The 22,809-nt window shown below is 52.4% G+C and carries 19 protein-coding genes; 10 read left to right on the top strand and 9 right to left on the bottom strand.

Going from position 1 to position 22,809, the window contains the following annotated elements:
- Nucleotides 1-23: 23 nt before the first annotated feature.
- On the bottom strand, nucleotides 24-947 hold the full coding sequence (locus EOS98_RS15070) for a LysR substrate-binding domain-containing protein (RefSeq protein ID WP_001075546.1): 924 nt from the start codon (nucleotides 945-947) through the stop codon (nucleotides 24-26).
- Nucleotides 948-1,488: 541 nt separating this feature from the next.
- Here EOS98_RS15070 and EOS98_RS15065 point away from each other — a divergent pair.
- From EOS98_RS15065 to ybiB, 8 genes are all read left to right on the top strand, one after another.
- Nucleotides 1,489-2,820 carry an MFS transporter gene (locus EOS98_RS15065; RefSeq protein WP_061383487.1) on the top strand — a complete coding sequence of 444 codons (1,332 nt, stop codon included), beginning with the start codon at nucleotides 1,489-1,491 and terminating at the stop codon, nucleotides 2,818-2,820.
- Between the two features lie 50 nt (nucleotides 2,821-2,870).
- Nucleotides 2,871-3,620 (top strand): SDR family NAD(P)-dependent oxidoreductase, encoded by a 750-nt coding sequence (locus tag EOS98_RS15060; RefSeq protein ID WP_000924695.1) that lies wholly within the window; start codon nucleotides 2,871-2,873, stop codon nucleotides 3,618-3,620.
- A gap of 13 nt (nucleotides 3,621-3,633) precedes the next feature.
- On the top strand, nucleotides 3,634-4,479 hold the full coding sequence (locus tag EOS98_RS15055; RefSeq protein WP_000784291.1) for a transketolase: 846 nt from the start codon (nucleotides 3,634-3,636) through the stop codon (nucleotides 4,477-4,479).
- Nucleotides 4,479-5,471: a transketolase family protein gene (locus tag EOS98_RS15050; RefSeq protein WP_126524173.1), complete on the top strand. Its 993-nt coding sequence runs from the start codon at nucleotides 4,479-4,481 to the stop codon at nucleotides 5,469-5,471. Before EOS98_RS15055 ends, EOS98_RS15050 begins: the two co-directional genes overlap by 1 nt.
- Before the next feature lie 56 nt (nucleotides 5,472-5,527).
- Nucleotides 5,528-8,140, top strand: coding sequence for a bifunctional acetaldehyde-CoA/alcohol dehydrogenase (adhE, locus tag EOS98_RS15045; protein ID WP_114051988.1), 2,613 nt, complete (start codon nucleotides 5,528-5,530; stop codon nucleotides 8,138-8,140).
- 181 nt (nucleotides 8,141-8,321) lie between these two features.
- Nucleotides 8,322-9,683: an ATP-dependent RNA helicase RhlE gene (gene rhlE / locus EOS98_RS15040; RefSeq protein WP_000007065.1), complete on the top strand. Its 1,362-nt coding sequence runs from the start codon at nucleotides 8,322-8,324 to the stop codon at nucleotides 9,681-9,683.
- 207 nt (nucleotides 9,684-9,890) lie between these two features.
- On the top strand, nucleotides 9,891-12,035 hold the full coding sequence (gene dinG, locus EOS98_RS15035; protein ID WP_001218630.1) for an ATP-dependent DNA helicase DinG: 2,145 nt from the start codon (nucleotides 9,891-9,893) through the stop codon (nucleotides 12,033-12,035).
- 29 nt (nucleotides 12,036-12,064) lie between these two features.
- A complete protein-coding gene (ybiB, locus tag EOS98_RS15030) occupies nucleotides 12,065-13,039 on the top strand; it encodes a DNA-binding protein YbiB (protein WP_126524172.1) in 975 nt (324 codons plus the stop codon).
- Nucleotides 13,040-13,194: 155 nt separating this feature from the next.
- Here ybiB and ybiJ read toward each other — a convergent pair whose 3' ends face one another.
- Both ybiJ and EOS98_RS15020 read right to left on the bottom strand, forming a co-directional pair.
- Nucleotides 13,195-13,455 (bottom strand): DUF1471 family protein YbiJ, encoded by a 261-nt coding sequence (ybiJ, locus tag EOS98_RS15025; protein WP_000849089.1) that lies wholly within the window; start codon nucleotides 13,453-13,455, stop codon nucleotides 13,195-13,197.
- 284 nt (nucleotides 13,456-13,739) lie between these two features.
- Nucleotides 13,740-14,006, bottom strand: a complete 267-nt coding sequence (locus EOS98_RS15020) for a DksA/TraR family C4-type zinc finger protein (RefSeq protein WP_000146332.1) — start codon at nucleotides 14,004-14,006, stop codon at nucleotides 13,740-13,742.
- Between the two features lie 204 nt (nucleotides 14,007-14,210).
- Between EOS98_RS15020 and rlmF the strand changes: the two genes are divergently transcribed.
- Nucleotides 14,211-15,137: a 23S rRNA (adenine(1618)-N(6))-methyltransferase RlmF gene (gene rlmF / locus EOS98_RS15015; RefSeq protein WP_001275962.1), complete on the top strand. Its 927-nt coding sequence runs from the start codon at nucleotides 14,211-14,213 to the stop codon at nucleotides 15,135-15,137.
- Here the strand turns inward: rlmF and ybiO are convergent.
- The 6 genes from ybiO to rhtA form a co-directional block, all read right to left on the bottom strand.
- A complete protein-coding gene (ybiO, locus tag EOS98_RS15010) occupies nucleotides 15,134-17,356 on the bottom strand; it encodes a mechanosensitive channel protein (RefSeq protein ID WP_127821180.1) in 2,223 nt (740 codons plus the stop codon). The genes rlmF and ybiO overlap by 4 nt on opposite strands.
- Before the next feature lie 118 nt (nucleotides 17,357-17,474).
- Nucleotides 17,475-18,197, bottom strand: a complete 723-nt coding sequence (gene glnQ / locus EOS98_RS15005) for a glutamine ABC transporter ATP-binding protein GlnQ (protein WP_000569093.1) — start codon at nucleotides 18,195-18,197, stop codon at nucleotides 17,475-17,477.
- Entirely contained in the window at nucleotides 18,194-18,853 is a 660-nt protein-coding gene (glnP, locus tag EOS98_RS15000) for a glutamine ABC transporter permease GlnP (RefSeq protein ID WP_001159076.1), read from the bottom strand. Before glnP ends, glnQ begins: the two co-directional genes overlap by 4 nt.
- 145 nt (nucleotides 18,854-18,998) lie before the next feature.
- On the bottom strand, nucleotides 18,999-19,745 hold the full coding sequence (gene glnH / locus EOS98_RS14995; RefSeq protein WP_000838671.1) for a glutamine ABC transporter substrate-binding protein GlnH: 747 nt from the start codon (nucleotides 19,743-19,745) through the stop codon (nucleotides 18,999-19,001).
- 476 nt (nucleotides 19,746-20,221) lie between these two features.
- Complete coding sequence (gene dps, locus EOS98_RS14990; RefSeq protein WP_000100805.1) at nucleotides 20,222-20,725, bottom strand: DNA starvation/stationary phase protection protein Dps; 504 nt, start codon at nucleotides 20,723-20,725, stop codon at nucleotides 20,222-20,224.
- A gap of 302 nt (nucleotides 20,726-21,027) precedes the next feature.
- Nucleotides 21,028-21,915 carry a threonine/homoserine exporter RhtA gene (gene rhtA / locus EOS98_RS14985; protein ID WP_001119555.1) on the bottom strand — a complete coding sequence of 296 codons (888 nt, stop codon included), beginning with the start codon at nucleotides 21,913-21,915 and terminating at the stop codon, nucleotides 21,028-21,030.
- Nucleotides 21,916-22,268: 353 nt separating this feature from the next.
- Here rhtA and ompX point away from each other — a divergent pair, with 353 nt between their 5' ends.
- A complete protein-coding gene (gene ompX / locus EOS98_RS14980; protein WP_000716763.1) occupies nucleotides 22,269-22,784 on the top strand; it encodes an outer membrane protein OmpX in 516 nt (171 codons plus the stop codon).
- Nucleotides 22,785-22,809: the final 25 nt, after the last annotated feature.

Here is a 22,809-nt window from a genome sequence, read left to right as displayed (position 1 = left end):
TCAGGTTTGTCTACCGCCAGCTATTAGATCTGAAATCCTTCGCGGCTTAGCTCTTTGGAAACCCAATTAAAGAATATCTTCACTTTCTCTTTTTGTTCATTGTGATGTGGCAAAACGAAGTGGTGAGCGTTAACCGGCATACTCACGTCAGTCGTAAAAACGGGCGCCAGGTGGCGTTGGCTAACGCTTTGTCCGGCCAGTAAATTGCTTTCAAGAATAATCCCCATGCCCATACGTGCAGCCTCAATGCTCATATAGGAGCGGTCAAAATTAAAAATAAAGTTTTTATTCCAGCCGCGAACCTTATGCCAGGACAGCCAGTTGCTCCAGTTGATCAGCGTGCTATCTGAATGAATAAGATCGCAACCCAGTAAGTCTTCAATGTTTTGAATGCTATGACTCGCTAAATAAGTCGATGACGTATAGGGGAGCATACGTTCATTTTTTATGGTTTTGACGACCAGCGTCGGCCATTGTGAAAGGCCGTGGCGGATATCGATGTCGATATTATCACGGGAGAACTGAATACTTTCGTAAGAACAGGTCAGGCTAATTTTAAGCTCAGGCCAGGCCTGGCGAAATTTATTCAGACGGGGCATCAACCATAGTAATCCAAAACTCGGTGCTGAATGTATGCGTAAATAATCCTGGTGAATATCATTTATGACCTGGTTGGTAGCCTGTCCAATAATGTTTAACGCCCCCGAAACCTCTTTTAAATATTTTTCACCAATCGCGGTCAATACGACGCCTTTACTGCTGCGCGAAAAAAGTTTCTTTCCCAGATACTGTTCCAGACTGGCTATCTGATGGCTTACCGCAGAGGCCGTAACATTGAGATTTTCAGCTGCCAGATTCAGGCTGTTGGTATCAGCCACTTCAATGAATGCCTGGATATTGCGTAAAGATGGCACAGGCAAGCTTTTATTCTGTAGTGGCTGGTTCATGATTATCTCCGGCGAATGGAATGATGATCGCCCAATTTTATTACCCCAGGAAGTAAATTCAGCGGTTACTCCCCTAATACCTGGTCAGCTTAACATAGGCGAAAAATAAGTTATGGGGTAATTCGTGATGAAGTTAACAGTTTTATCTGCCATTTCTGTCGGTCAAGCTGATTCAACAATAATTTGAATCCAGTCACGAAGCAAATTTTCCTCATTCATAATTGAGGTTTTTTGAATACCGTTTCTTTTGGGGATTGTTATATTGCAACCACAGGCCTGATAACAAGGCGCGATGCGGTAAGGTTCGCGAAAAAAACATATACCCAAAATAATTCGAGTTGCTTAAAGGCGGCAAGGGAGTGAGTCCCCAGGAGCATAGATAACTATGTGACTGGGGTGAGCGACAAATCTGCCGGGAGTAGATTTGAACGTCGCGTGCGACGGCCCGTCAGGGCGAGGCCCATGGATGGGCCGAGTAATCCGTAGCCAACACATAAGCAACTTGAAGTATGAAGGGTATAAACAATAATGAGGATACCCTATGTCACGTATAGATACTGTAGTCTGTACTGACGCCAGGAAGACAAAATATCGTTTGGTGGTTTTGACGATGATTTTCCTGGTGTATGCAATAAATTACGCCGACAGAACCAATATCGGCGCGGTGCTGCCGTTTATCATTGATGAGTTTCATATCAACAACTTTGAAGCCGGGGCCATCGCCAGTATGTTTTTCCTTGGCTACGCGGTAAGCCAGATCCCGGCAGGTTTTTTTATCGCCAAACGCGGCACGCGGGGGTTAGTTTCACTATCAATTTTCGGCTTTTCCGCTTTCACCTGGCTGATGGGCACGGTAAGTTCGGTGTTTAGCCTGAAGATGGTGCGACTGGGACTGGGGCTTAGCGAAGGACCATGCCCGGTGGGGCTGGCTTCAACCATTAATAACTGGTTTCCGCCGAAAGAGAAAGCCACGGCAACCGGCGTTTATATCGCGGCCACCATGTTTGCGCCGATTATCGTGCCGCCGTTGGCGGTGTGGATTGCGGTCACCTGGGGCTGGCGGTGGGTCTTTTTCTCCTTTGCGATCCCGGGGATCGTGGCGGCGATTGCCTGGTATTTACTGGTTAAGTCAAAACCTTCAGAGAGCGGATTTGTTTCGCAAAGTGAACTGGAAGAGATTAATACCGGGCGTGATATCCATAAAAACACCGTACGGGAAAATATATTAATTGCCGATCGTTTCACTTTGCTGGATAAAATTATTCGGGTGAAAAAAATGGCGCCTATCGATACGGCAAAAGGATTATTCACCTCCAAAAATATCCTCGGTGACTGCCTGGCCTATTTTATGATGGTTAGCGTGCTGTACGGCTTATTAACCTGGATTCCGCTCTATTTAGTGAAAGAACGCGGTTTTGATGTCATGAGTATGGGGTTTGTAGCCAGTATGCCGTGCATCGGCGGGTTTATTGGCGCGATTGGCGGCGGATGGATTTCGGATAAAGTATTAGGCCGTCGTCGTAAGCCAACGATGATGTTTACCGCTATTTCCACCGTGGTCATGATGTTAATTATGCTGAATATTCCGGCAAGCACCTGGGCGGTATGTGTTGGGTTATTCTTCGTCGGTTTATGCCTGAATATTGGCTGGCCCGCATTCACAGCATACGGTATGGCGGTTTCGGATACGAAAACTTATCCCATTGCCTCTTCTATTATCAATAGCGGCGGTAACCTCGGCGGGTTTGTCGCTCCGATGGCTGCGGGTTTTTTACTTGATAAGACCGGCAGCTTTAATTCTGTATTTACCTATTTCGGTATCTGCGCAGCAATTGGTCTGGTGGTTATTCTCTTCCTCGATGAGCCACAATAACGGAAATATATCCTGTTAATTAATATGACGTAATGTCATGGAGTGAAAATATGTTATTAAAAGATAAAGTCGCCATTATTACTGGCGCGGCCTCCGCACGCGGTTTGGGTTTTGCTACCGCGAAATTATTTGCTGAAAACGGCGCTAAAGTGGTCATTATCGACCTCAATGGCGAAGCCAGCGAAGCCGCGGCTGCGGCATTAGGCGAAGGTCATCTCGGGCTGGCGGCAAACGTCGCTGACGAAGTTCAGGTTCAGGCGGCAATTGAACAGATTATAGCTAAATATGGTCGGGTCGATGTACTGGTGAATAACGCCGGTATTACTCAGCCGCTGAAGCTAATGGACATTAAGCGCGCTAATTATGACGCGGTGCTTGACGTCAGCCTGCGCGGCACGCTGTTGATGTCACAGGCGGTTATCCCGGTCATGAGAGCGCAAAAATCCGGCAGCATTGTCTGCATCTCCTCCGTTTCCGCCCAGCGCGGCGGCGGTATCTTCGGCGGCCCGCACTACAGCGCGGCAAAAGCCGGCGTGCTCGGTCTGGCGCGGGCGATGGCGCGTGAGCTTGGCCCCGATAACGTCCGCGTAAACTGCATCACTCCGGGGCTGATTCAGACTGACATCACCGCCGGTAAGCTGACCGATGAAATGACGGCCAACATCCTTGCCGGGATCCCGATGAACCGCCTGGGCGATGCGGTAGACATCGCGCGCGCCGCGCTGTTCCTGGGAAGCGATCTCGCGTCCTACTCCACCGGTATCACCCTGGATGTTAACGGCGGCATGTTAATTCACTAAGCGAGGCAATGAGATGAAGATGACCGAATCACAAAAAGTCGCCGCGGCGGCGTGGCGCATCCGCCGCTACGCCCTGCAAATGGGGGAAGTTCAGGGACAGGGCTATATCGGCCAGGCTCTGGGCTATGCCGATGTGCTGGCAACCGCGTTCAGCCACGCGATGACCTACCGTCCGGAAGACCCTGAGTGGGAAGGGCGCGACCGCTTCCTGCTTTCTCACGGCCATTACGCTATCGCCTACTATGCGGCGCTGCTGGAAGCGGGAATTATCCCGGAAGAGGAGCTGGAAACCTACGGTTCCGACGACAGCCGCCTGCCGATGTCGGGGATGGCGACCTACACGCCGGGGATGGAGATGTCCGGTGGTTCGCTGGGGCAGGGGCTGTCCATTGCCGTAGGAATGGCGCTCGGGCTGAAGCAAAAGAGCAGCACGTCCTGGGTTTATAACTCTATGTCGGATGGGGAGTTGGACGAAGGTTCAACCTGGGAAGCGGCGATGTCGGCAGCCCACTATGGCCTGACTAACTTGATTAACATCGTTGATGTCAACAAACAGCAGGCGGACGGCGATTCGCGCAAAATCCTCGGCTTTGAGCCGCTGCATGAAAAATGGGCCGCTTTCGGCTGGTACGTACAGCGCGTGGACGGTAACGATCTGGCCGCGGTGATTGCGGCCTTTGACAACGCGAAAAGTCATGCCGGCAACCAGCCGCGGGTCATTCTCTGCGACACGCTGATGGGCAAAGGGGTGCCGTTCCTCGAAACCCGCGATAAGAACCATTTTATTCGCGTCGATGCTGACGAGTGGCAAAAAGCGATTGCGGTGCTGGACGCTAACAAACCGGAAGGAGTGCTGTAATGAGCCAGAGTAAACCACGTTTAAAAACGTCCGCGATGATTGCTTCTATCGCCGATGAAGGCCAGGCGACGATCCCTGCTCCATTTGGCGTCGCGCTGTCAAAACTGGCGGCGCAGCGCCCTGAAATCGTCGGTATGACCGCGGACCTGTCAAAATATACCGATCTACATATTTTCGCCCAGGCTTTCCCGGCTCGATTTTTCCAGATGGGAATGGCGGAACAGCTGCTGATGGGGGCTGCCGGGGGAATGGCGAAAGAGGGATTTATTCCCTTCGCTACCACCTACGCTGCGTTTGCCACCCGTCGCGCCTATGATTTTATCCATCAGGTGATCGCCGAAGAGCATCTGAACGTGAAGATCTGCGCAGCGCTGCCGGGCCTGACGACGGGTTATGGTCCAAGCCACCAGGCAACCGAAGATCTGGCGATTATGCGCGGCATTCCCGGCATGGTTATCGTCGATCCTTGCGATGCGCTGGAGATAGAGCAGGCGGTACCGGCAATTGCTGACCATAACGGCCCGGTGTATATGCGCCTGCTGCGCGGTAAGGTGCCGCTGGTGCTGGATAAGTACGACTATCAGTTTGAGCTGGGCAAGGCGAAACTGCTGGAGGACGGCAATGATGTGCTGATTATTTCTTCCGGGCTGATGACCATGCGCGCTCTGGAGGCGGTTGAAAAGCTACGCGCCGATAATATCAGCGTGGCCGTACTGCACGTGCCGACAATCAAGCCGCTTGATGAAAAAGCGATTATTGAGCAGGCGTCGAAGCCCGGTCGCCTGGTGATGACCGCGGAAAACCATACCTCGGTCGGCGGGTTAGGGGAGGCGGTTGCCGCGCTGCTGATGCGTAAGGGCGTACGCTGTGAGCTGGATACCGTTGGTTTGCCTGACGAATTCCTGCTGGCCGGCGCGCTGCCGACGCTGCACGATCGCTACGGCATCTCCACCGCGATGATGGTAGAAAAAATTAAGCATCGTCTGCGTTAATGACTTTCGCCGCCGCGTTCTGCGGCGGCGCTTCTCTGTTTCCGTTCGAGGTTTCCATGTCGATTAATTCCATTGAAGAATTAAACGCGCTGGTTGCGCGCGTCAAAAAAGCCCAGCGTCAGTACGCGAGTTTCACGCAACAACAGGTAGACAAAATCTTCCGCGCCGCCGCTCTGGCCGCCGCTGATGCCCGCATTCCGCTGGCCAAAATGGCGGTCGCCGAGTCTGGTATGGGTATCGTGGAAGACAAAGTGATTAAAAACCACTTCGCTTCCGAATATATCTATAACGCCTATAAAGATGAAAAGACCTGCGGTGTGCTGTCAGAAGACGACACTTTCGGGACCATTACGATTGCTGAGCCTGTCGGTATTATTTGCGGTATCGTTCCAACCACTAACCCGACCTCTACCGCGATTTTCAAGTCGCTGATTAGCCTGAAAACGCGTAACGCCATCATCTTTTCTCCGCATCCGCGCGCTAAAGAGGCAACCAACAAAGCGGCAGATATCGTTCTGCAAGCGGCAATCGCTGCCGGCGCGCCGAAAGATCTGATTGGCTGGATCGATCAACCTTCCGTAGAACTGTCTAACGCATTGATGCACCACCCGGATATTAACCTGATCCTCGCGACGGGTGGTCCAGGCATGGTTAAAGCAGCATACAGCTCCGGCAAACCGGCTATCGGCGTAGGCGCAGGTAACACTCCGGTAGTGATTGATGAAACTGCTGACATTAAACGCGCTGTGGCGTCAATCCTGATGTCGAAAACCTTCGATAACGGCGTAATCTGTGCTTCTGAACAGTCTGTTGTCGTTGTTGATTCCGTCTACGATGCCGTGCGCGAGCGTTTTGCGAAATGCGGCGCGGTGATTCTGAATAAAAAAGAGAGGAAAGCTGTAGGCGGAGTATTGCTCAAAAATGGGGCGCTGAATGCGGCAATTGTCGGCCAGTCAGCGGCTACAATCGCAGAGATTGCCGGCATTTTTGTGCCTGAAAACAGCAAGGTTCTGATAGGGGAGGTGAGTGCAACGGACGTCTCTGAGCCTTTCGCTCACGAAAAACTCTCTCCGACGCTCGCCATGTACCGAGCAAAAGATTTTGCCGATGCGGTAGATAAAGCGGAGCAACTGGTCGCTATGGGCGGTATCGGTCACACTTCCTGCCTGTACACTGACCAGGATAACCAGCCAGAACGCGTTGCTTACTTCGGTCAGATGATGAAAACCGCGCGTATCCTGATCAACACCCCGGCCTCTCAGGGTGGTATCGGTGACCTGTACAACTTCAAACTCGCACCTTCCCTGACGTTGGGTTGTGGTTCCTGGGGTGGTAACTCCATCTCTGAAAACGTTGGTCCGAAACACCTGATCAACAAGAAAACCGTTGCTAAGCGAGCTGAAAACATGTTGTGGCACAAACTTCCGAAATCTATCTACTTCCGCCGTGGCTCTCTGCCCATCGCGCTGGATGAAGTGATTACTGATGGCCACAAACGTGCGCTCATCGTGACTGACCGCTTCCTGTTCAACAACGGCTATGCAGACCAGATCACCTCTGTGCTGAAAGCGGCTGGCGTTGAAACCGAAGTCTTCTTCGAAGTTGAAGCCGACCCGACGCTTTCCGTTGTGCGCAAAGGCGCTGAGCTGGCTAACTCCTTCAAACCGGACGTGATTATCGCGCTGGGCGGCGGTTCCCCGATGGACGCCGCGAAAATCATGTGGGTCATGTACGAACATCCGGAAACCCACTTTGAAGAGCTGGCGCTGCGCTTTATGGACATCCGTAAACGTATCTACAAGTTCCCGAAAATGGGCGTGAAAGCGAAAATGATCGCCGTCACCACCACTTCCGGTACCGGTTCTGAAGTCACACCGTTTGCGGTTGTGACCGACGATGCAACCGGTCAGAAATATCCGCTGGCTGACTATGCCCTGACCCCGGATATGGCGATCGTTGACGCCAACCTGGTGATGGATATGCCGAAGTCCCTGTGTGCGTTCGGTGGTCTGGATGCGGTAACTCACGCTCTGGAAGCTTATGTTTCCGTACTGGCTTCTGAGTTCTCTGACGGTCAGGCTCTGCAGGCCCTGAAACTGCTGAAAGAAAACCTGCCGGCGTCTTACCACGAAGGGTCTAAAAATCCGGTTGCGCGTGAACGTGTTCACAGTGCAGCGACTATCGCCGGTATCGCGTTTGCCAACGCCTTCCTCGGTGTATGTCACTCCATGGCGCACAAACTGGGCTCTCAGTTCCACATTCCGCACGGTCTGGCGAACGCCCTGCTGATTTGTAACGTTATCCGCTACAACGCGAATGACAACCCGACCAAGCAGACCGCTTTTAGCCAGTACGATCGTCCGCAGGCACGCCGTCGTTACGCTGAAATTGCTGACCACCTGGGCCTGAGCGCGCCGGGCGACCGTACCGCCGCTAAGATTGAAAAACTGCTGGCATGGCTGGAAAGCATTAAAGATGAGCTGGGCATTCCTAAGTCTATCCGTGAAGCAGGCGTGCAGGAAGCTGACTTCCTGGCACACGTTGACAAACTGTCTGAAGATGCCTTCGATGACCAGTGCACCGGCGCTAACCCGCGTTATCCGCTGGTATCGGAACTGCGCCAACTGCTGCTGGCAAGTTTCTACGGCGAGGCGTTTGCTGAACAATAACGCATGGATCTCCGTCGCGGGGCGTCATTTTCCCCGCGGCTCACCGTAAGGATAATTTATGCGCCGCATCACAAAAACTGCTACACTCCGCCCCTTCATGACATTGTGGTTTTTGTCATTCCAAATTTGAGCATCTCCCTGAAAACTACACCGGCAACGGTCGGGGCGGTCCGGAGTAGTTATGTCTTTTGATTCCCTGGGATTAAACCCTGATATCCTGCGCGCTATTGCCGAGCAGGGTTACCGTGAACCTACCCCTATTCAGCAACAGGCGATTCCCGCCGTGCTGGAAGGCCGCGATCTGATGGCCAGCGCCCAGACTGGAACCGGTAAAACGGCGGGTTTTACCCTGCCATTGTTGCAGCATCTGATTACCCATCAGCCGCACGCTAAAGGTCGTCGCCCGGTGCGTGCGTTGATCCTCACGCCAACCCGCGAGCTGGCGGCGCAAATTGGCGAAAACGTCAGAGATTACAGTAAATATCTCAATATTCGCTCGCTGGTGGTATTTGGCGGCGTAAGCATCAATCCGCAGATGATGAAACTGCGCGGCGGCGTGGATGTGCTGGTGGCGACGCCGGGACGTCTGCTCGACCTGGAACATCAAAATGCCGTGAAGCTGGATCAGATTGAGATTCTGGTACTGGATGAAGCCGACCGTATGCTGGATATGGGCTTCATTCACGACATTCGTCGTGTGCTGGCGAAACTGCCGGCGAAGCGTCAGAATCTGCTGTTCTCCGCCACGTTCTCCGACGACATCAAAGCGCTTGCCGAAAAGCTGTTACGCAACCCGCTGGAAATCGAAGTGGCGCGCCGCAACACGGCCTCAGAGCAGGTGACGCAGCACGTGCACTTTGTCGATAAAAAACGCAAACGTGAACTGTTGTCGCAGATGATTGGCCAGGGCAACTGGCAGCAGGTGTTGGTCTTCACCCGCACCAAGCATGGCGCGAACCATCTGGCGGAACAGCTTAATAAAGACGGTATTCGCAGCGCGGCGATCCACGGTAATAAATCGCAGGGCGCACGTACCCGCGCGCTGGCCGATTTTAAATCCGGCGATATTCGCGTGCTGGTGGCGACGGATATTGCGGCGCGTGGTCTGGATATTGAAGAGCTGCCGCACGTGGTCAACTATGAGCTGCCGAACGTGCCGGAAGATTATGTACACCGTATTGGCCGTACCGGTCGCGCGGCGGCAACTGGCGAGGCGCTGTCGCTGGTCTGTGTTGACGAGCATAAATTGTTGCGTGATATCGAAAAATTGCTGAAAAAAGAGATCCCACGCATTACGACGCCGGGCTATGAGCCGGACCCGTCGATTAAAGCGGAGCCGATTCAGAATGGCCGTCAGCAGCGCGGCGGCGGCGGTCGTGGTCGCGGACAAAATCAGGGGGGAGCGGGGCGCAGTCAGCAGCCGCGACGTCAGGATAGCGGGGCGGCGAAGGCGAAACCAAAACCGCGCACAGGCGAGGGGAAACCCGCTGGCGACAAAGCACGTCCGCCGCGTCGCCCGCGCAGAATCACGCCTGCCCAGTAAATTTTATCCGGCAACATGCCCGGTAGCGCGACGCTTACCGGGCCTACGGACTATGCAAATACGTAGGCCCGATAAGGTGCTTGCACCGTCATCCGGCAAAATACACATCGCGTTGCGAGCCGCCTTCCAGAACCGGTAAAAAAGGTACTTCCCGCCCCTGAAATGTGACACAATAGTGGCTGTTTATACAGTACTTCAGGTTTTCTCATGGCATTGACCGCTGCGCTGAAAGCGCAAATCGCCGCCTGGTATAAGGCGCTTCAGGACCAGATTCCCGACTTTATTCCCCGTGCGCCGCAGCGGCAGATGATTGCTGACGTCGCCAGAACGCTGGCCGGGGAAGAAGGGAGACATCTGGCTATTGAAGCGCCGACCGGCGTCGGGAAAACCCTCTCCTATCTTATTCCCGGTATCGCCATTGCCCGGGAAGAGCAAAAAACACTGGTGGTCAGTACCGCTAACGTGGCGTTACAGGATCAGATCTTTAGCAAAGATTTGCCGCTGCTACGAAAAATCATCCCCGATCTGCGCTTTACCGCCGCCTTTGGCCGCGGGCGTTACGTGTGTCCGCGAAACCTGGCGGCGCTCGCCAGTAGCGAGCCTACGCAGCAGGATCTGCTCGCCTTTCTTGATGATGAACTGACGCCTAACAACCAGGAAGAGCAAAAGCGCTGCGCCAGGCTGAAAGGGGATCTTGACGGTTACAAATGGGATGGTCTGCGGGATCATACCGACATTGCTATTGACGACGATCTGTGGCGGCGATTAAGTACCGATAAAGCCAGTTGTCTGAACCGCAACTGTCACTATTACCGCGAATGTCCATTCTTTGTCGCCCGACGTGAAATACAGGAAGCGGAAGTCGTGGTGGCGAATCACGCGCTGGTAATGGCGGCGATGGAAAGTGAAGCCGTACTGCCGGAACCAAAGCATCTGCTGTTGGTACTGGATGAAGGTCATCATCTGCCCGATGTCGCGCGCGATGCGCTGGAGATGAGCGCGGAAATTACCGCCTCCTGGTATCGATTGCAACTGGACCTGTTCAGCAAACTGGTGGCGACCTGCATGGAGCAATTTCGCCCTAAAACCACGCCGCCGTTAGCGAACCCTGAGCGACTTAACGCCCATTGCGAGGAGGTATACGAACTGATCGCCTCGCTCAATGCCATTCTTAATCTGTATATGCCCGCAGCGCAGGAGGCGGAGCACCGTTTTGCAATGGGCGAGTTGCCTGATGAGGTCATGGAAATCTGCCAGCGACTGGCGAAGCTGACCGAGACGCTGCGTGGGCTGGCGGAATCCTTTCTCAACGATCTCAGCGAAAAAACCGGGTCGCACGATATTGTGCGTTTGCATCGGGTGATTTTACAGATGAACCGGGCGCTGGGAATGTTCGAGGCGCAAAGTAAATTATGGCGGCTGGCTTCGATGGCGCAGTCTTCAGGCGCGCCGGTGTCCAAATGGGCGACGCGTGAAATACGCGAAGGGCAACTCCACGTCTGGTTCCATTGTGTCGGTATCCGCGTCAGCGATCAGCTGGAAAGATTGTTATGGCGCAGCGTACCGCACATTATTGTCACCTCGGCGACACTGCGCTCGCTCAATAGCTTTTCGCGTCTGCAGGAAATGAGCGGCTTAAAAGAAAAAGCCGGCGACCGCTTTGTGGCGCTGGATTCGCCGTTTAATCATGTGGAACAGGGGAAACTGGTGATTCCTCAAATGCGCTACGAACCCACCATTGATAACGAAGAGCAGCATATTGCCGAAATGGCGGCCTATTTTCGTGAGCAACTGGAGAGCAAAAAACATCATGGTATGCTGGTACTGTTCGCCAGCGGGCGGGCGATGCAGCGTTTTCTGGAGCATGTCGCTGATGTGCGCTTACTCCTCCTGGTCCAGGGCGACCAGCCGCGTTACCGGCTGGTAGAGCTGCACCGTAAACGGGTGGAGAGCGGCGAACGCAGCGTGCTGGTTGGGCTTCAGTCTTTTGCCGAAGGGCTGGATCTTAAAGGCGAGCTGCTGACGCAGGTCCATATCCATAAAATTGCCTTCCCGCCGATCGACAGCCCGGTCGTGATCACCGAAGGCGAATGGCTAAAAAGTCTGAATCGTTATCCGTTTGAGGTACAAAGTTTACCAAGCGCGTCTTTTAATTTAATTCAGCAGGTAGGGCGATTGATCCGTAGCCATGCCTGTCGGGGAGAAGTGGTCATTTATGATAAGCGGTTGTTGACCAAAAACTACGGACAGCGTTTACTGAATGCCTTACCTGTTTTTCCGATAGAGCAGCCTGCCGTGCCAGACGTTATAGTAAAACCAAAAGCAAAACCTGCACGCCGCCGACGGCGTTAATGCTGTGAGCACACTTCAAGGAGCTTTCAATGGATTATCGCAAGATCATCAAAGAGATCGGGCGAGGTAAAAATCACGCCCGCGATCTGGATCTGGATACCGCGCGCGGTTTGTATACCCGAATGCTGAATGGCGACATCCCCGACCTGGAAATGGGCAGTATATTGATGGCGCTGCGTATTAAAGGCGAAGGCGAAGCCGAAATGCTGGGCTTTTATGAAGCCATGCAGAATCATGCCATCAAACTGACACCGCCCGCAGATAGGCCGTTGCCGGTCGTTATTCCCAGCTATAACGGCGCGCGTAAACAGGCGAATTTAACGCCGTTGCTGGCTATCCTGCTGCATAAATTGGGCTTTCCAGTTGTAGTACACGGCGTCAGTGAAGATCCGACCCGCGTACTGACGGAAACAATATTTGAGCTGATGGGGATTGTGCCCACCCTACACGGCGGACAAGCGCAGGCCAAACTGGACGGGCGCCAGCCGGTGTTTATCCCGGTGAGCGCGCTCTGCCCGCCGCTGGAAAAACAGCTGGCGATGCGCTGGCGGATGGGCGTGCGTAACAGCGCGCATTCACTGGTCAAGCTGGCGACGCCATTTGCTGAGGATGCCGCGCTGCGTTTATCAAGCGTTTCTCATCCTGAATATGTTCCGCGTGTGGCGACCTTTTTTAGCCGCATTGGCGGGCGGGCTTTGCTGATGCATGGTACCGAAGGCGAAGTCTATGCCAACCCGCAACGCTGTCCGCAAATCAGCCTGATTGATAGCCGCGGCGTGCAGGTACTGCATGAGCGCCAGAGCGACACGTACGACGAGCCGCTTTCACTGCCTGCGACTAAAGATCCTGAAATCACCGCGCGCTGGATTGAGCGCTGCCTTGCCGGCCACGAGCCGGTGCCGCAATCATTAAAAACGCAAATGGCCTGTTGTCTGGTTGCGACGGGAGAGGCGGCGACGTTAGAAGACGGGCTTGCGCGCGTCGAACAGGCTTTTAGCGAATAAAAAAAGCCCGTCCAGTGGCGGACGGGCAAATAAGGGTAACAAACAGGGTTAATGAGGGTTGGAGCAGTGGGTCTGTTGGCAAACAGACGAGGGTAATACCCGTCAGAATTCAAACAACAGCGATGTTACAGCCTGAAATCTGGCGGGCAGGTAAATTATTTATAAATCACCGCAGTGCCGCTCATTTTGTCATTACCCACGGCGGAGGTGATGTTATAAGCGCTTGCGCCAGCAGCGGCGGCTTTTTCAGCCAGTTTAGCTTCTAGGCCATCCAGCGTGGTGGCGCCATCGGCAGACACTACGCCGATTTTATGCAGGTTTTGCGTCTGAGACGCGCTAACCGGTTCTGCGGCAAAAGCGCCAAAAGAAAGGGTGGAAAGCGCGATGGCTGCAACAGCATATTTAATGGTTTTCATGATTAATCTCTCGCAGGTTATTCTGTTTATGGGACGATGTTCCGTCGATGTGATGAGTATCACGGTTTTTTGCGAAAGATAAAATCGAATAGAATTGACGGCCTTGCTCAAAATTTTTGAATGACAAATAACCTATTGATTATTAATTAATTCAACGGTGGAATTTACCGTTCTTGTCATCTGGCTTTACGGAGTCGAGGTTAACGGCACATTCTGCGACGCAGAACGCTAAAAAGCATGAGCGTAAAGGAATGGATGATACTGGCGGTTTCGGTAAAGAAAAGTCAGCGTAACTGGCTGTCTTTTGAACCTCTGCGATTATATCCTGAAAATGTTGCGTTATGTAAATCTTTCTCCTGCTGGCAGGATATGCATAACCGAACGCCCGGTACGGCTTTACGCCGCGCTTCAGGGATAGGGTCGCCGCAAGATTCGCATTCATCGCGACTTTCGCCGTGGGGAAGTTCGCCGCGAGCGCGGGCAACGGCATCTTCAATGGTATTGTTGATTTGTTCATTCACTGCGTCGTCATTTGCCCAGCCGGATGCCATCACGCTCTCCTGATTTTAGGGTACCTGAGGTTAAGTGTAGCGCCGTCAGGTGAAAAAATCGCATCGCGCGATCTTTTCAGACCATGAGCAGAACCAATGTCATTCAGATATCCGATCAAACGAGCGAGGCAGGGAATTCGCGGTGGTATATTTACCCCGTGGCGTTATACGGGTATCTTACGCCGCTGCTAAAAGGAGAATGCCATGTCCGCCCAGAAACCGGGGTTACACCCGCGCAACCGCCACCAACACCGTTATGATCTCGCCGCACTGTGTCAGACCACGCCGGAATTGACGTCCTTTCTTATCCGCACGCCCGCCGGTGAACAGAGCGTTGATTTTGCTAATCCGCAAGCGGTAAAAGCGCTCAATAAGGCGTTGCTGGCGCATTTTTATGCCGTTACACACTGGGACATTCCGCCAGGGTTTTTATGTCCGCCGGTGCCTGGTCGTGCGGATTATATCCATCATCTGGCGGATCTGCTTGGCGAAACGACAGGGAGTATTCCGGCGCAGGCAACTATTCTGGACGTGGGCGTGGGCGCCAATTGTATTTATCCGCTTATCGGCGTACATGAATATGGCTGGCGATTTACCGGTAGTGAAGTCAGCGACGCAGCGATGTCCAGCGCGCAGGCTATCATTCAGGCTAATACGGGGTTAAGCCGCGCCATTCGTCTGCGTCGGCAAAAAGATCCGGCGGCCATTTTTACCGGTATTATTCATAAAAATGAATTTTATGACGCAACGCTTTGTAACCCGCCTTTTCACGACTCCGCCGCCGCAGCCCGCGCGGGCAGCGAGCGTAAGCGCCGCAATTTGGGGCAGAATAAAGATGATGCGCTGAACTTTGGCGGTCAACAGCAGGAGCTATGGTGTGAAGGCGGCGAAGTCGCCTTTATTAAAAAAATGATTGCTGAAAGCCAATCCTTCCGCCGTCAGGTGTTGTGGTTTACGACGTTGGTATCGCGCGGCGAGAATTTACCACCGCTTTACCGGGCGTTGACGGAGGCTGGCGCGGTGAAAGTGGTGAAAAAAGAGATGGCCCAGGGGCAAAAGCAAAGCCGCTTTATTGCCTGGACCTTTATGGATGACGACCAGCGTCGCCGTTTTATCACCCGTAAACGCTAAATCGTCGGTTCGCGCGGCGGCAGTGAATCAGGCGACGGGCCGCCGGCGGGGGCGGGCAGAACCTGATACGTTTGCACCGGCGCGCGCACATTGGCCAGATCAAAATGCTTTTTCACCTGGCTATCAAGGGCAAAACGCACCGTCCACTGCTTGAGCGGTAGGGTGGTGAACGATACGCGTAAAGTAAACGCCGTGTTCGTTAAACCGACAATACCGGCGAACGTGGGTTCGCCGATAATCAGCCCGCGAATATCCTCCGTCTCCATCAGCGCCGTTACCGCGTCTTTCAGCGCCTGATTCGCTTTATCCGCATCCTCATGGCGATCCACGTCATAGTTGGCGACAACTGAGCCGATACCGCGCACAAAGTTGGCGAAAGTGGTGATCGAGGACCACGGGATAATATGGTATGCCCCGGTATCCTGCCGCACGCCGACGGAACGAATCGACATTCTTTCGACCGTCCCCGTCAGCGGGCCTATGGTGACTAAGTCGCCGGTATTCATCCCGTTTTCAAACTGAATAAAGACGCCGGTAATAATATCTTTCACCAGAGTTTGCGAACCGAAAGAGATAGCCAGACCTAACGCCCCCGCGCCAGCCAGCAATGGCGCGATATTGACGCCGATTTCCGATAACACGATCATGATGGTTATGGTACTGATAATCACTGCCAGCGCATTGCGGAACAGCGTCAGCAGCGTGCGCGTGCGGGCGCTGGGTAGCGGGCGACCATGAATATCGGAGGCCAGGCGATTCTCAATCAGACTGGCGAGAATCGTCCATCCCACGGCGGAGAAGAATAAGATTAACGCGATACGGATGAGGATATCGACCATCTTTTCCCCCGCGCCATAATGTAGCCAGTGCCAGAAATCGAATAATCCCCAGGCGTTGAGCAACAGCATAACGGCGACGCAGACGGTCAAAAAGCGTGCGACTTTTAGCGCCGAGGAGAGCCAGCCGTTAAGCCGCTTTTGTAATTCCGGGTAATTGCGCTGCGTATGGGGCGACAGGGTGATGGTTTTCGCTATCCAGCGGGTAAACATACCGGAGATAAACGCCGCGATGCCAATAATCGCCAGACTGCGCACGGTCGCGCCCATCATAAACTTCAGGCTATTGCCTGGGTCGAATAACGAGAAGAAAAACAGCACGATAAAGTAAGCGCTGGCCAGCCAGTGCCACACCAGCGCAAAGGCGCGGATAAACAGGCTAAAAAAGGCTAATGATCGTTCCGCCAGACTTAATAAATGTTGCGTAATCTCCGCTTTGTTTTTAAAGATCAGGTACAGCGCCCAGATGGTGATGCAGAGCATGATCGCCACATTAGCCATCGCGCCAACCTGAACATTCACCTGGTTGGAAATAATCGGAACGGCAACAATTAGCCCGTAGCCAATCAAACTGCTAAGGGAACTCATACGGCGATTCCAGTAACGCGCTGTCGCATCCTGAATCGCGAATGGGCGTAACTCCGGTACATTAGGGCAAAAAATAAGCCGCAGAATCGCTTTAAAGAACTCTATCAGCGCGAAGGCATTCAGGAACAGGCTTTGCTGAAAAGCGATAGTTCGACTTCCCGCATGGAAATTATCACTGAGCATCTGACCGATAAATAAGGTGAGCGCCAGTAGCAGCAGGTCGATAATAAACGCGCCGACGATCATCGCCGGGAGCTGTAACCAGTTGCTGCGTTCACGGTTTTTCTTGCGCGCCCACAGGCCCATTTTTCGATATAACGGCAGGGCGCAAAGCCGTATCACGCTATAAAAACCAAATACCGCGACGGCCAGAAATAAAAAGTGGGTTAACGCGTTGGTGAAGGTTTGCGAGTTAAACGGTTTGTGCGGCACATCGGTGATGTTGCGATAAAGCTGGGCGAAACGGGTAGCGAAAGCATCGCCGTACTGACGGGTAACGGTGGTGACGTTCTCCAGTACCGTTTTCTCATCTTTGGCCGCAGGCGGCGCAAGCGCTGGCGCTGGCTCGGTCGGCGGCGTGGTTGAGGCTTCGCGGAGTTGCGCTATTAATTCGTTACGTGAAGCCTCGTTCTCCAGTACGTCAGCCAGGGCCGCATAGGCCGCTTTTTTTTGTTCAGAACTGGGCTCTGGCGCTGCTTGCTGGCTGGTTGATGTCCCCGTGGTCACGCCGGGTATGGCGACCGCATGGGCAGGCGCGCCCAGTAGACAAAAAAGGATGAACAGGGTCCACCGCATGACTCCTCCAGTGAGAAAAGAGACGCAAAACACTAAGTATAGATGGCGCAGGGGAGGGAAAATGAAATGGGACTATTCCATGATGCCCTTCCTGCCGCAGGGCAGGAAGGGCGATATCTCAGGAGACGTGCTGTAAAAATTCCTGTAAACGTGGGCTTGGCGGGTTTTCGATCAACGCCTGCGGACTGCCATCTTCGGCAATACGGCCTTTATCGATAAAAATCAGCCGTGAGGCGACTTTTTCGGCAAAGCCGATTTCGTGAGTGACAATGACCATGGTCATGCCTTCTTCCGCCAGATCCTGCATGACTTTCAGCACTTCATGGCGCAGTTCAGGGTCCAGAGCGGAGGTTGGCTCGTCAAAGAGCATCATTTTCGGCTTCACGGCCAGCGCTCGGGCAATGGCGACGCGCTGTTGTTGACCGCCGGAAAGCTCGGAGGGGTAGTGGTGCGCCCGTTCCGCCAGTCCAACTTTCGCTAATAGTGCTTTCGCCTGTTTTTCCGCTTCTTCTTTCTTTACGCCGCGCACGCGCAGAGGACCGAACATCACGTTTTCGAGCGCGGTCAGATGCGGGAACAGATAAAACTGTTGAAACACCATGCCGGCTTCCTGGCGAATCAGCCGTTCGTCTACTTTAGGATCGTTGACTTTCAGACCATCGACAATCAGATCGCCGGAGGTGATCTCTTCCAGTTTATTGATACAGCGTAATAACGTGGATTTACCCGAACCGGAAGGGCCGATGATCACAACCACTTCGCCCTGACGGATGTTTAAATCAATGTTATGTAGCACCTGGGTGGGGCCAAAGTGCTTGGAGACGTTTTTAAATTCAATCACAGGATTTTCATCCTTCTTTCAAGACGACGCAAAATAAAGCTCAGCACCAGCGTAATGATCAAATAGAAGACGGCCACGGCGCTCCAGATTTCCAGGGCGCGAAAGTTACCGGCAATAATTTCCTGGCCCTGACGGGTCAGCTCGGCTACGCCGATAACAATAAACAACGAGGTGTCTTTGATGCTAATGATCCACTGGTTGCCCAGCGGCGGCAGCATACGGCGCAGAGCAAGCGGTAAAATAACATGGCGGATGGTTTCCCGGCGAGAAAGGCCCAGCGCCAGACCCGCTTCGCGAAAACCTTTGTGAATGGATAGTACTGCGCCGCGAGTAATTTCCGCGATATAAGCGCCGGAGTTAATCATAATTGTCACGACCGCTGCGCTGAACGGATCAATACGCAAATCATTAAATGCCATCGGCAGGGCAAAGTAGATAAACATGACCTGGACAACGATGGGCGTGCCGCGAATAATTTCAATGAAAACCAGGGCGATGTGGTTGGCGAACCAGCCGCCAAACGTACGGGCAAAACCTGCCGCCAGTCCAATAACCAGGCCGCCAGCCAGACCGAGGACCGAGATCCACAGGGTCATTTTAGCGCCCTCAAGCAAAAGCGGAATGGCGGGCCAGATGGCGCTCCAGTCAAACTGCATATGTCGTTCCTGTTACCGTGGTGTAAATAGTCAAATGCTCTATCCGGCGCGGAAATGGCGTGAAAGTGTCTTATCCGTCACGGAAAAGAGCTGTAGGCCCGGTGAGCGTCCTCACTACCGGGCCACAAGCCAACATCAGGTCGTTTTATTTAGGTTCTGTACCGAACCATTTTTTGTAGATTTCGTTATAGGTGCCATTCTCACGCAGCGTTTTCAGCGCGCCGTTGACTTTCTCGCGCAGTTCATCGCTGCCTTTCGGGAAGGCAACTCCGTATTGCTGTGCTTCCAGCGATTCGCCTACCGCCTTGAACTGGCCGTTGCCTGCGGTTTTGATAAAGTACAGGATGTTCGGCGTATCGTGCAGAACAGCGTCTGCGCGGTTGGTGCCTAATTCCATGTACGCGTTATCAATGTTCGGGAACTGACGCAGGTCTTTAGTTTTGATGTTCGCTTTCGCGTAATCCACCGACCCGGTTCCGCTCTTCACGGCAACGACTTTGCCATCGAGGTCTTTAACGCTTTTAATATCGTTATTGTTGGCTTTCACCATCACGAGCAGACCGCTTTTGTAATAGCCATCGGAAAAGTCGATCGCTTTTTTACGCTCGTCCGTAATCGTAATACCCGCCAGCGCCAGATCGATATTTTTGGTTTGTAATGCCGGAATAATGCCGCTGAAATCCATCGGTTTCAGGGTGTAGTCCAGCTTCAGTTCTTTCGCGATAGCGTCCCACAGATCAACATCAAAACCGACGTATTTGTCGCCCTGTTTAAATTCAAACGGAACGAACGCCGTATCGGTTGCCACAACGAGTTTCTTATCCGCGGCGTGCGAAGACACCGCAAAAGCCAGGGTAAGTGCAGCCAGTGAAACTTTTAATAGAGACTTCATAGCATTTCCTTTTCTATCCACGGGGCGATCCCCTGCGAGAACATGTAGCGTAATGAAAAAATCATGCCAATTATGTAACTCATTGTTTTAACAGAAGCGTGAACCATTCCTGTGCACAATAAGTCGGGCAAAACCAGTATGCCGCACCGTTTTGGGGCACTGATTTAGTGCATGAATAACAAAGTAGAGATACAGGGTCTATTTAGCGTAAAAATTGTTGTTAAAACAATCTTTAATTAACGATTGTGTGATGTAATTATTACAAATAATTCACTTTTATTGAGAGGGAGTACAAGACGTGTGCACTATTTAAGTGCAAAACCCCTGTGACAGGCAGGGGTATAGGGATGACTTATATACCTGTGTACATCAAGTTGCAGGTGCGTTCGCTTCAGTGACCGACGGAAGTCAGGCTTCTGCGGATTCGCTGCGTTTGTACCTTCCTGCAACTCGAAGTATTCAGGGTAGAGATAGATTTATTCGATGTTGGATTCGATAAACCACAGGAATTTATCGAGGTCGCGTGATGCGGCGGTAAAGATATCGGCAGTGTCTTCATCTTTGGCTTCACCAATAGCTTTGCGAACATCATTAGCGACAACAGCGTAGCGATCGGCCAGTTCTTTTAAGTGATCCTGCACGTTATGGATGTCGAGCGGATAGCTTTTCAGTGGAGTTTTGCTGTTGATAACTTGCGTGGTGCCTAACGCCACACCGCCAAGCTGTACGGCGCGCTCGGCCATAGTATCCAGATGATCGGTCAGTGCGGTACGGAAGCCATCCAGCATCTCATGAACGGCAATAAAGTTAGCACCGCGCATGTTCCAGTGGGCCTGTTTCGTGATCAGCGACAGGTCAATGAACTGGATCACCTGACGATTAAGCAACTCAACCGTCGCTTTTTTATCGCTCTCTGATACATCGTTACGGGTATAAAGCAGATTAGACGCTTTTGTTTTTACCAGTTTAGCGGTACTCATAATCTCATATCCTCTTGATGTTTGTGTCCCAGGTAATTAACGAAAATAAGTATAGCACCAGTTTTTAACTTTGCTTTTTTGAATTTACCTATCACTTTAATAGTACAGACAAGATTTAATATTTATTATGATTAAAAATCAATTAGTTAGACGAGTTTGCTGTTTGATGGGTAATAATTCTCATTTTAATGTAAAAAATGAGAAAAAATATGACAAAAAATGACGAAGTAATAGCGCAATAATAAAAGGTGAATAACGAGGTGATATTCTGCATGATTATGCACATCATGCAGAATAAGAAACTATTTTACGTCAACTTGTTTAATTTGCGGTTCGCGGCGAATCGTTAGGGTAGATCCCATTGAAGCGGCAATGATGGCGCACAGGGCCATGATTTGTATGCCCGTAAGCGTTTCGCCCAGAAAAATCATCCCGGAAACGGCGGCCAGCGCGGGTTCCATGCTCATCAGCGTACCGAAGGTGCGGGTTGGCAGGCGCGTCAGTGCAATCATTTCCAGTGAATAAGGCAGCGCCGTAGAAAGCACAGCGACCGCTAACCCTAAGGGAAGAATCGACCAGTGCCATAGCGCGTCGCCAGCCTGAACTGCGCCAATCGGCACGAAAATGATGGCGGCAATCAGCGAGCCTACCGCCACCGTGGCCGGACCATGTTCCGCGCCTGCTCGCTGGCCGGTAAGAATATAGACAGCCCAACAGGCGCCAGCGCCGAGCGCTAACGCGGCCCCGGTAAGATCGACGTGAGACATATCTTGCCCTAATGGCAGCAGGAACCAGAGCCCAAGCACAGCCAGTACGACCCAAATAAAATCTACCGGCCGCCGGGATGAAAACAGCGCGACCGCCAGAGGACCGGTAAATTCCAGCGCGACCGCAATACCCAACGGCACCGTCTGAATCGACAGATAGAATAGATAGTTCATCCCGCCCAGCGACAGACCATAAAACAGTAAAGGCAGCCGCTGCTCTTTGGCAAAACGCAAACGCCAGGGTTTGAAAAAGGCGATAAGGATAAGCGTTCCCAACGCCAGACGAAGCGCCGTTACGCCCGGCGCGCCGACAAGAGGAAATAACGATTTCGCCAGTGAAGCGCCACTCTGAATAGAGGACATGGCAATGAGCAAAACCAAAATGGGCAACCAGACTGGTAGTTTACGTGTTGACCCCGGCATCCTTTCTCCTGTCAAAAAATGTCAGTACGAGTAGAGGTGGCAGTGTAATGGAAATTCCCCGTGGCGGTTTAGGATTCGTTGAAAAAAAATTTCCAGGATTCCATAAAATGAACTTAAATTGATGGATAAATAGACTGTTAGTTTAGGAATAATCTGGATGAATGTATCGCGTCGCACGCGCATTATTGGTGCAATCAGCCGGAAAAGTGATGTTAATTGAATAAGATAGCGCGATATGGAAACGTTCTGTTACATGAAAGGCGCCCTTAGACACCGTGAATCGCAAAGAGTTTCCCATTAATTTTTGATATATTTAAAACTTAGGACTTACTTGAAGCACATTTGAGGTGGTTATGAAAAAAATTGCATGTCTTTCAGCACTGGCCGCTGTTCTGGCTTTTTCCGCAGGTACTGCAGTAGCTGCTACTTCTACCGTTACCGGTGGTTACGCTCAGAGCGACGCGCAGGGCGTAGCGAATAAAATGAGCGGTTTCAACCTGAAGTATCGTTACGAGCAGGACGACAACCCGCTGGGCGTAATCGGTTCCTTCACCTACACCGAAAAAGATCGTACTAACGGTGCGGGCGATTACAACAAAGGTCAGTACTACGGCATCACTGCCGGCCCGGCTTACCGTCTGAACGATTGGGCGAGCATCTACGGTGTAGTCGGTGTGGGTTACGGTAAATTCCAGACGACCGATTACCCAACCTACAAGCATGACACCAGCGATTATGGCTTCTCCTATGGCGCTGGTCTGCAATTCAACCCGATGGAAAATGTTGCTCTGGACTTCTCTTACGAGCAGAGCCGTATTCGTAGCGTTGACGTTGGCACCTGGATTGCTGGCGTGGGTTACCGCTTCTAATCACGTCGGTGAAAATGAAAAATCC

Origin of the sequence: Salmonella sp. SSDFZ69, from assembly GCF_004010755.1 — a bacterium.
In the GTDB taxonomy this organism is placed as follows: Bacteria; Pseudomonadota; Gammaproteobacteria; order Enterobacterales; family Enterobacteriaceae; genus Salmonella; species Salmonella enterica.
Note: the sequence above shows the minus strand (reverse complement) of the source record. Positions and strands in the feature narration are given on the sequence as shown.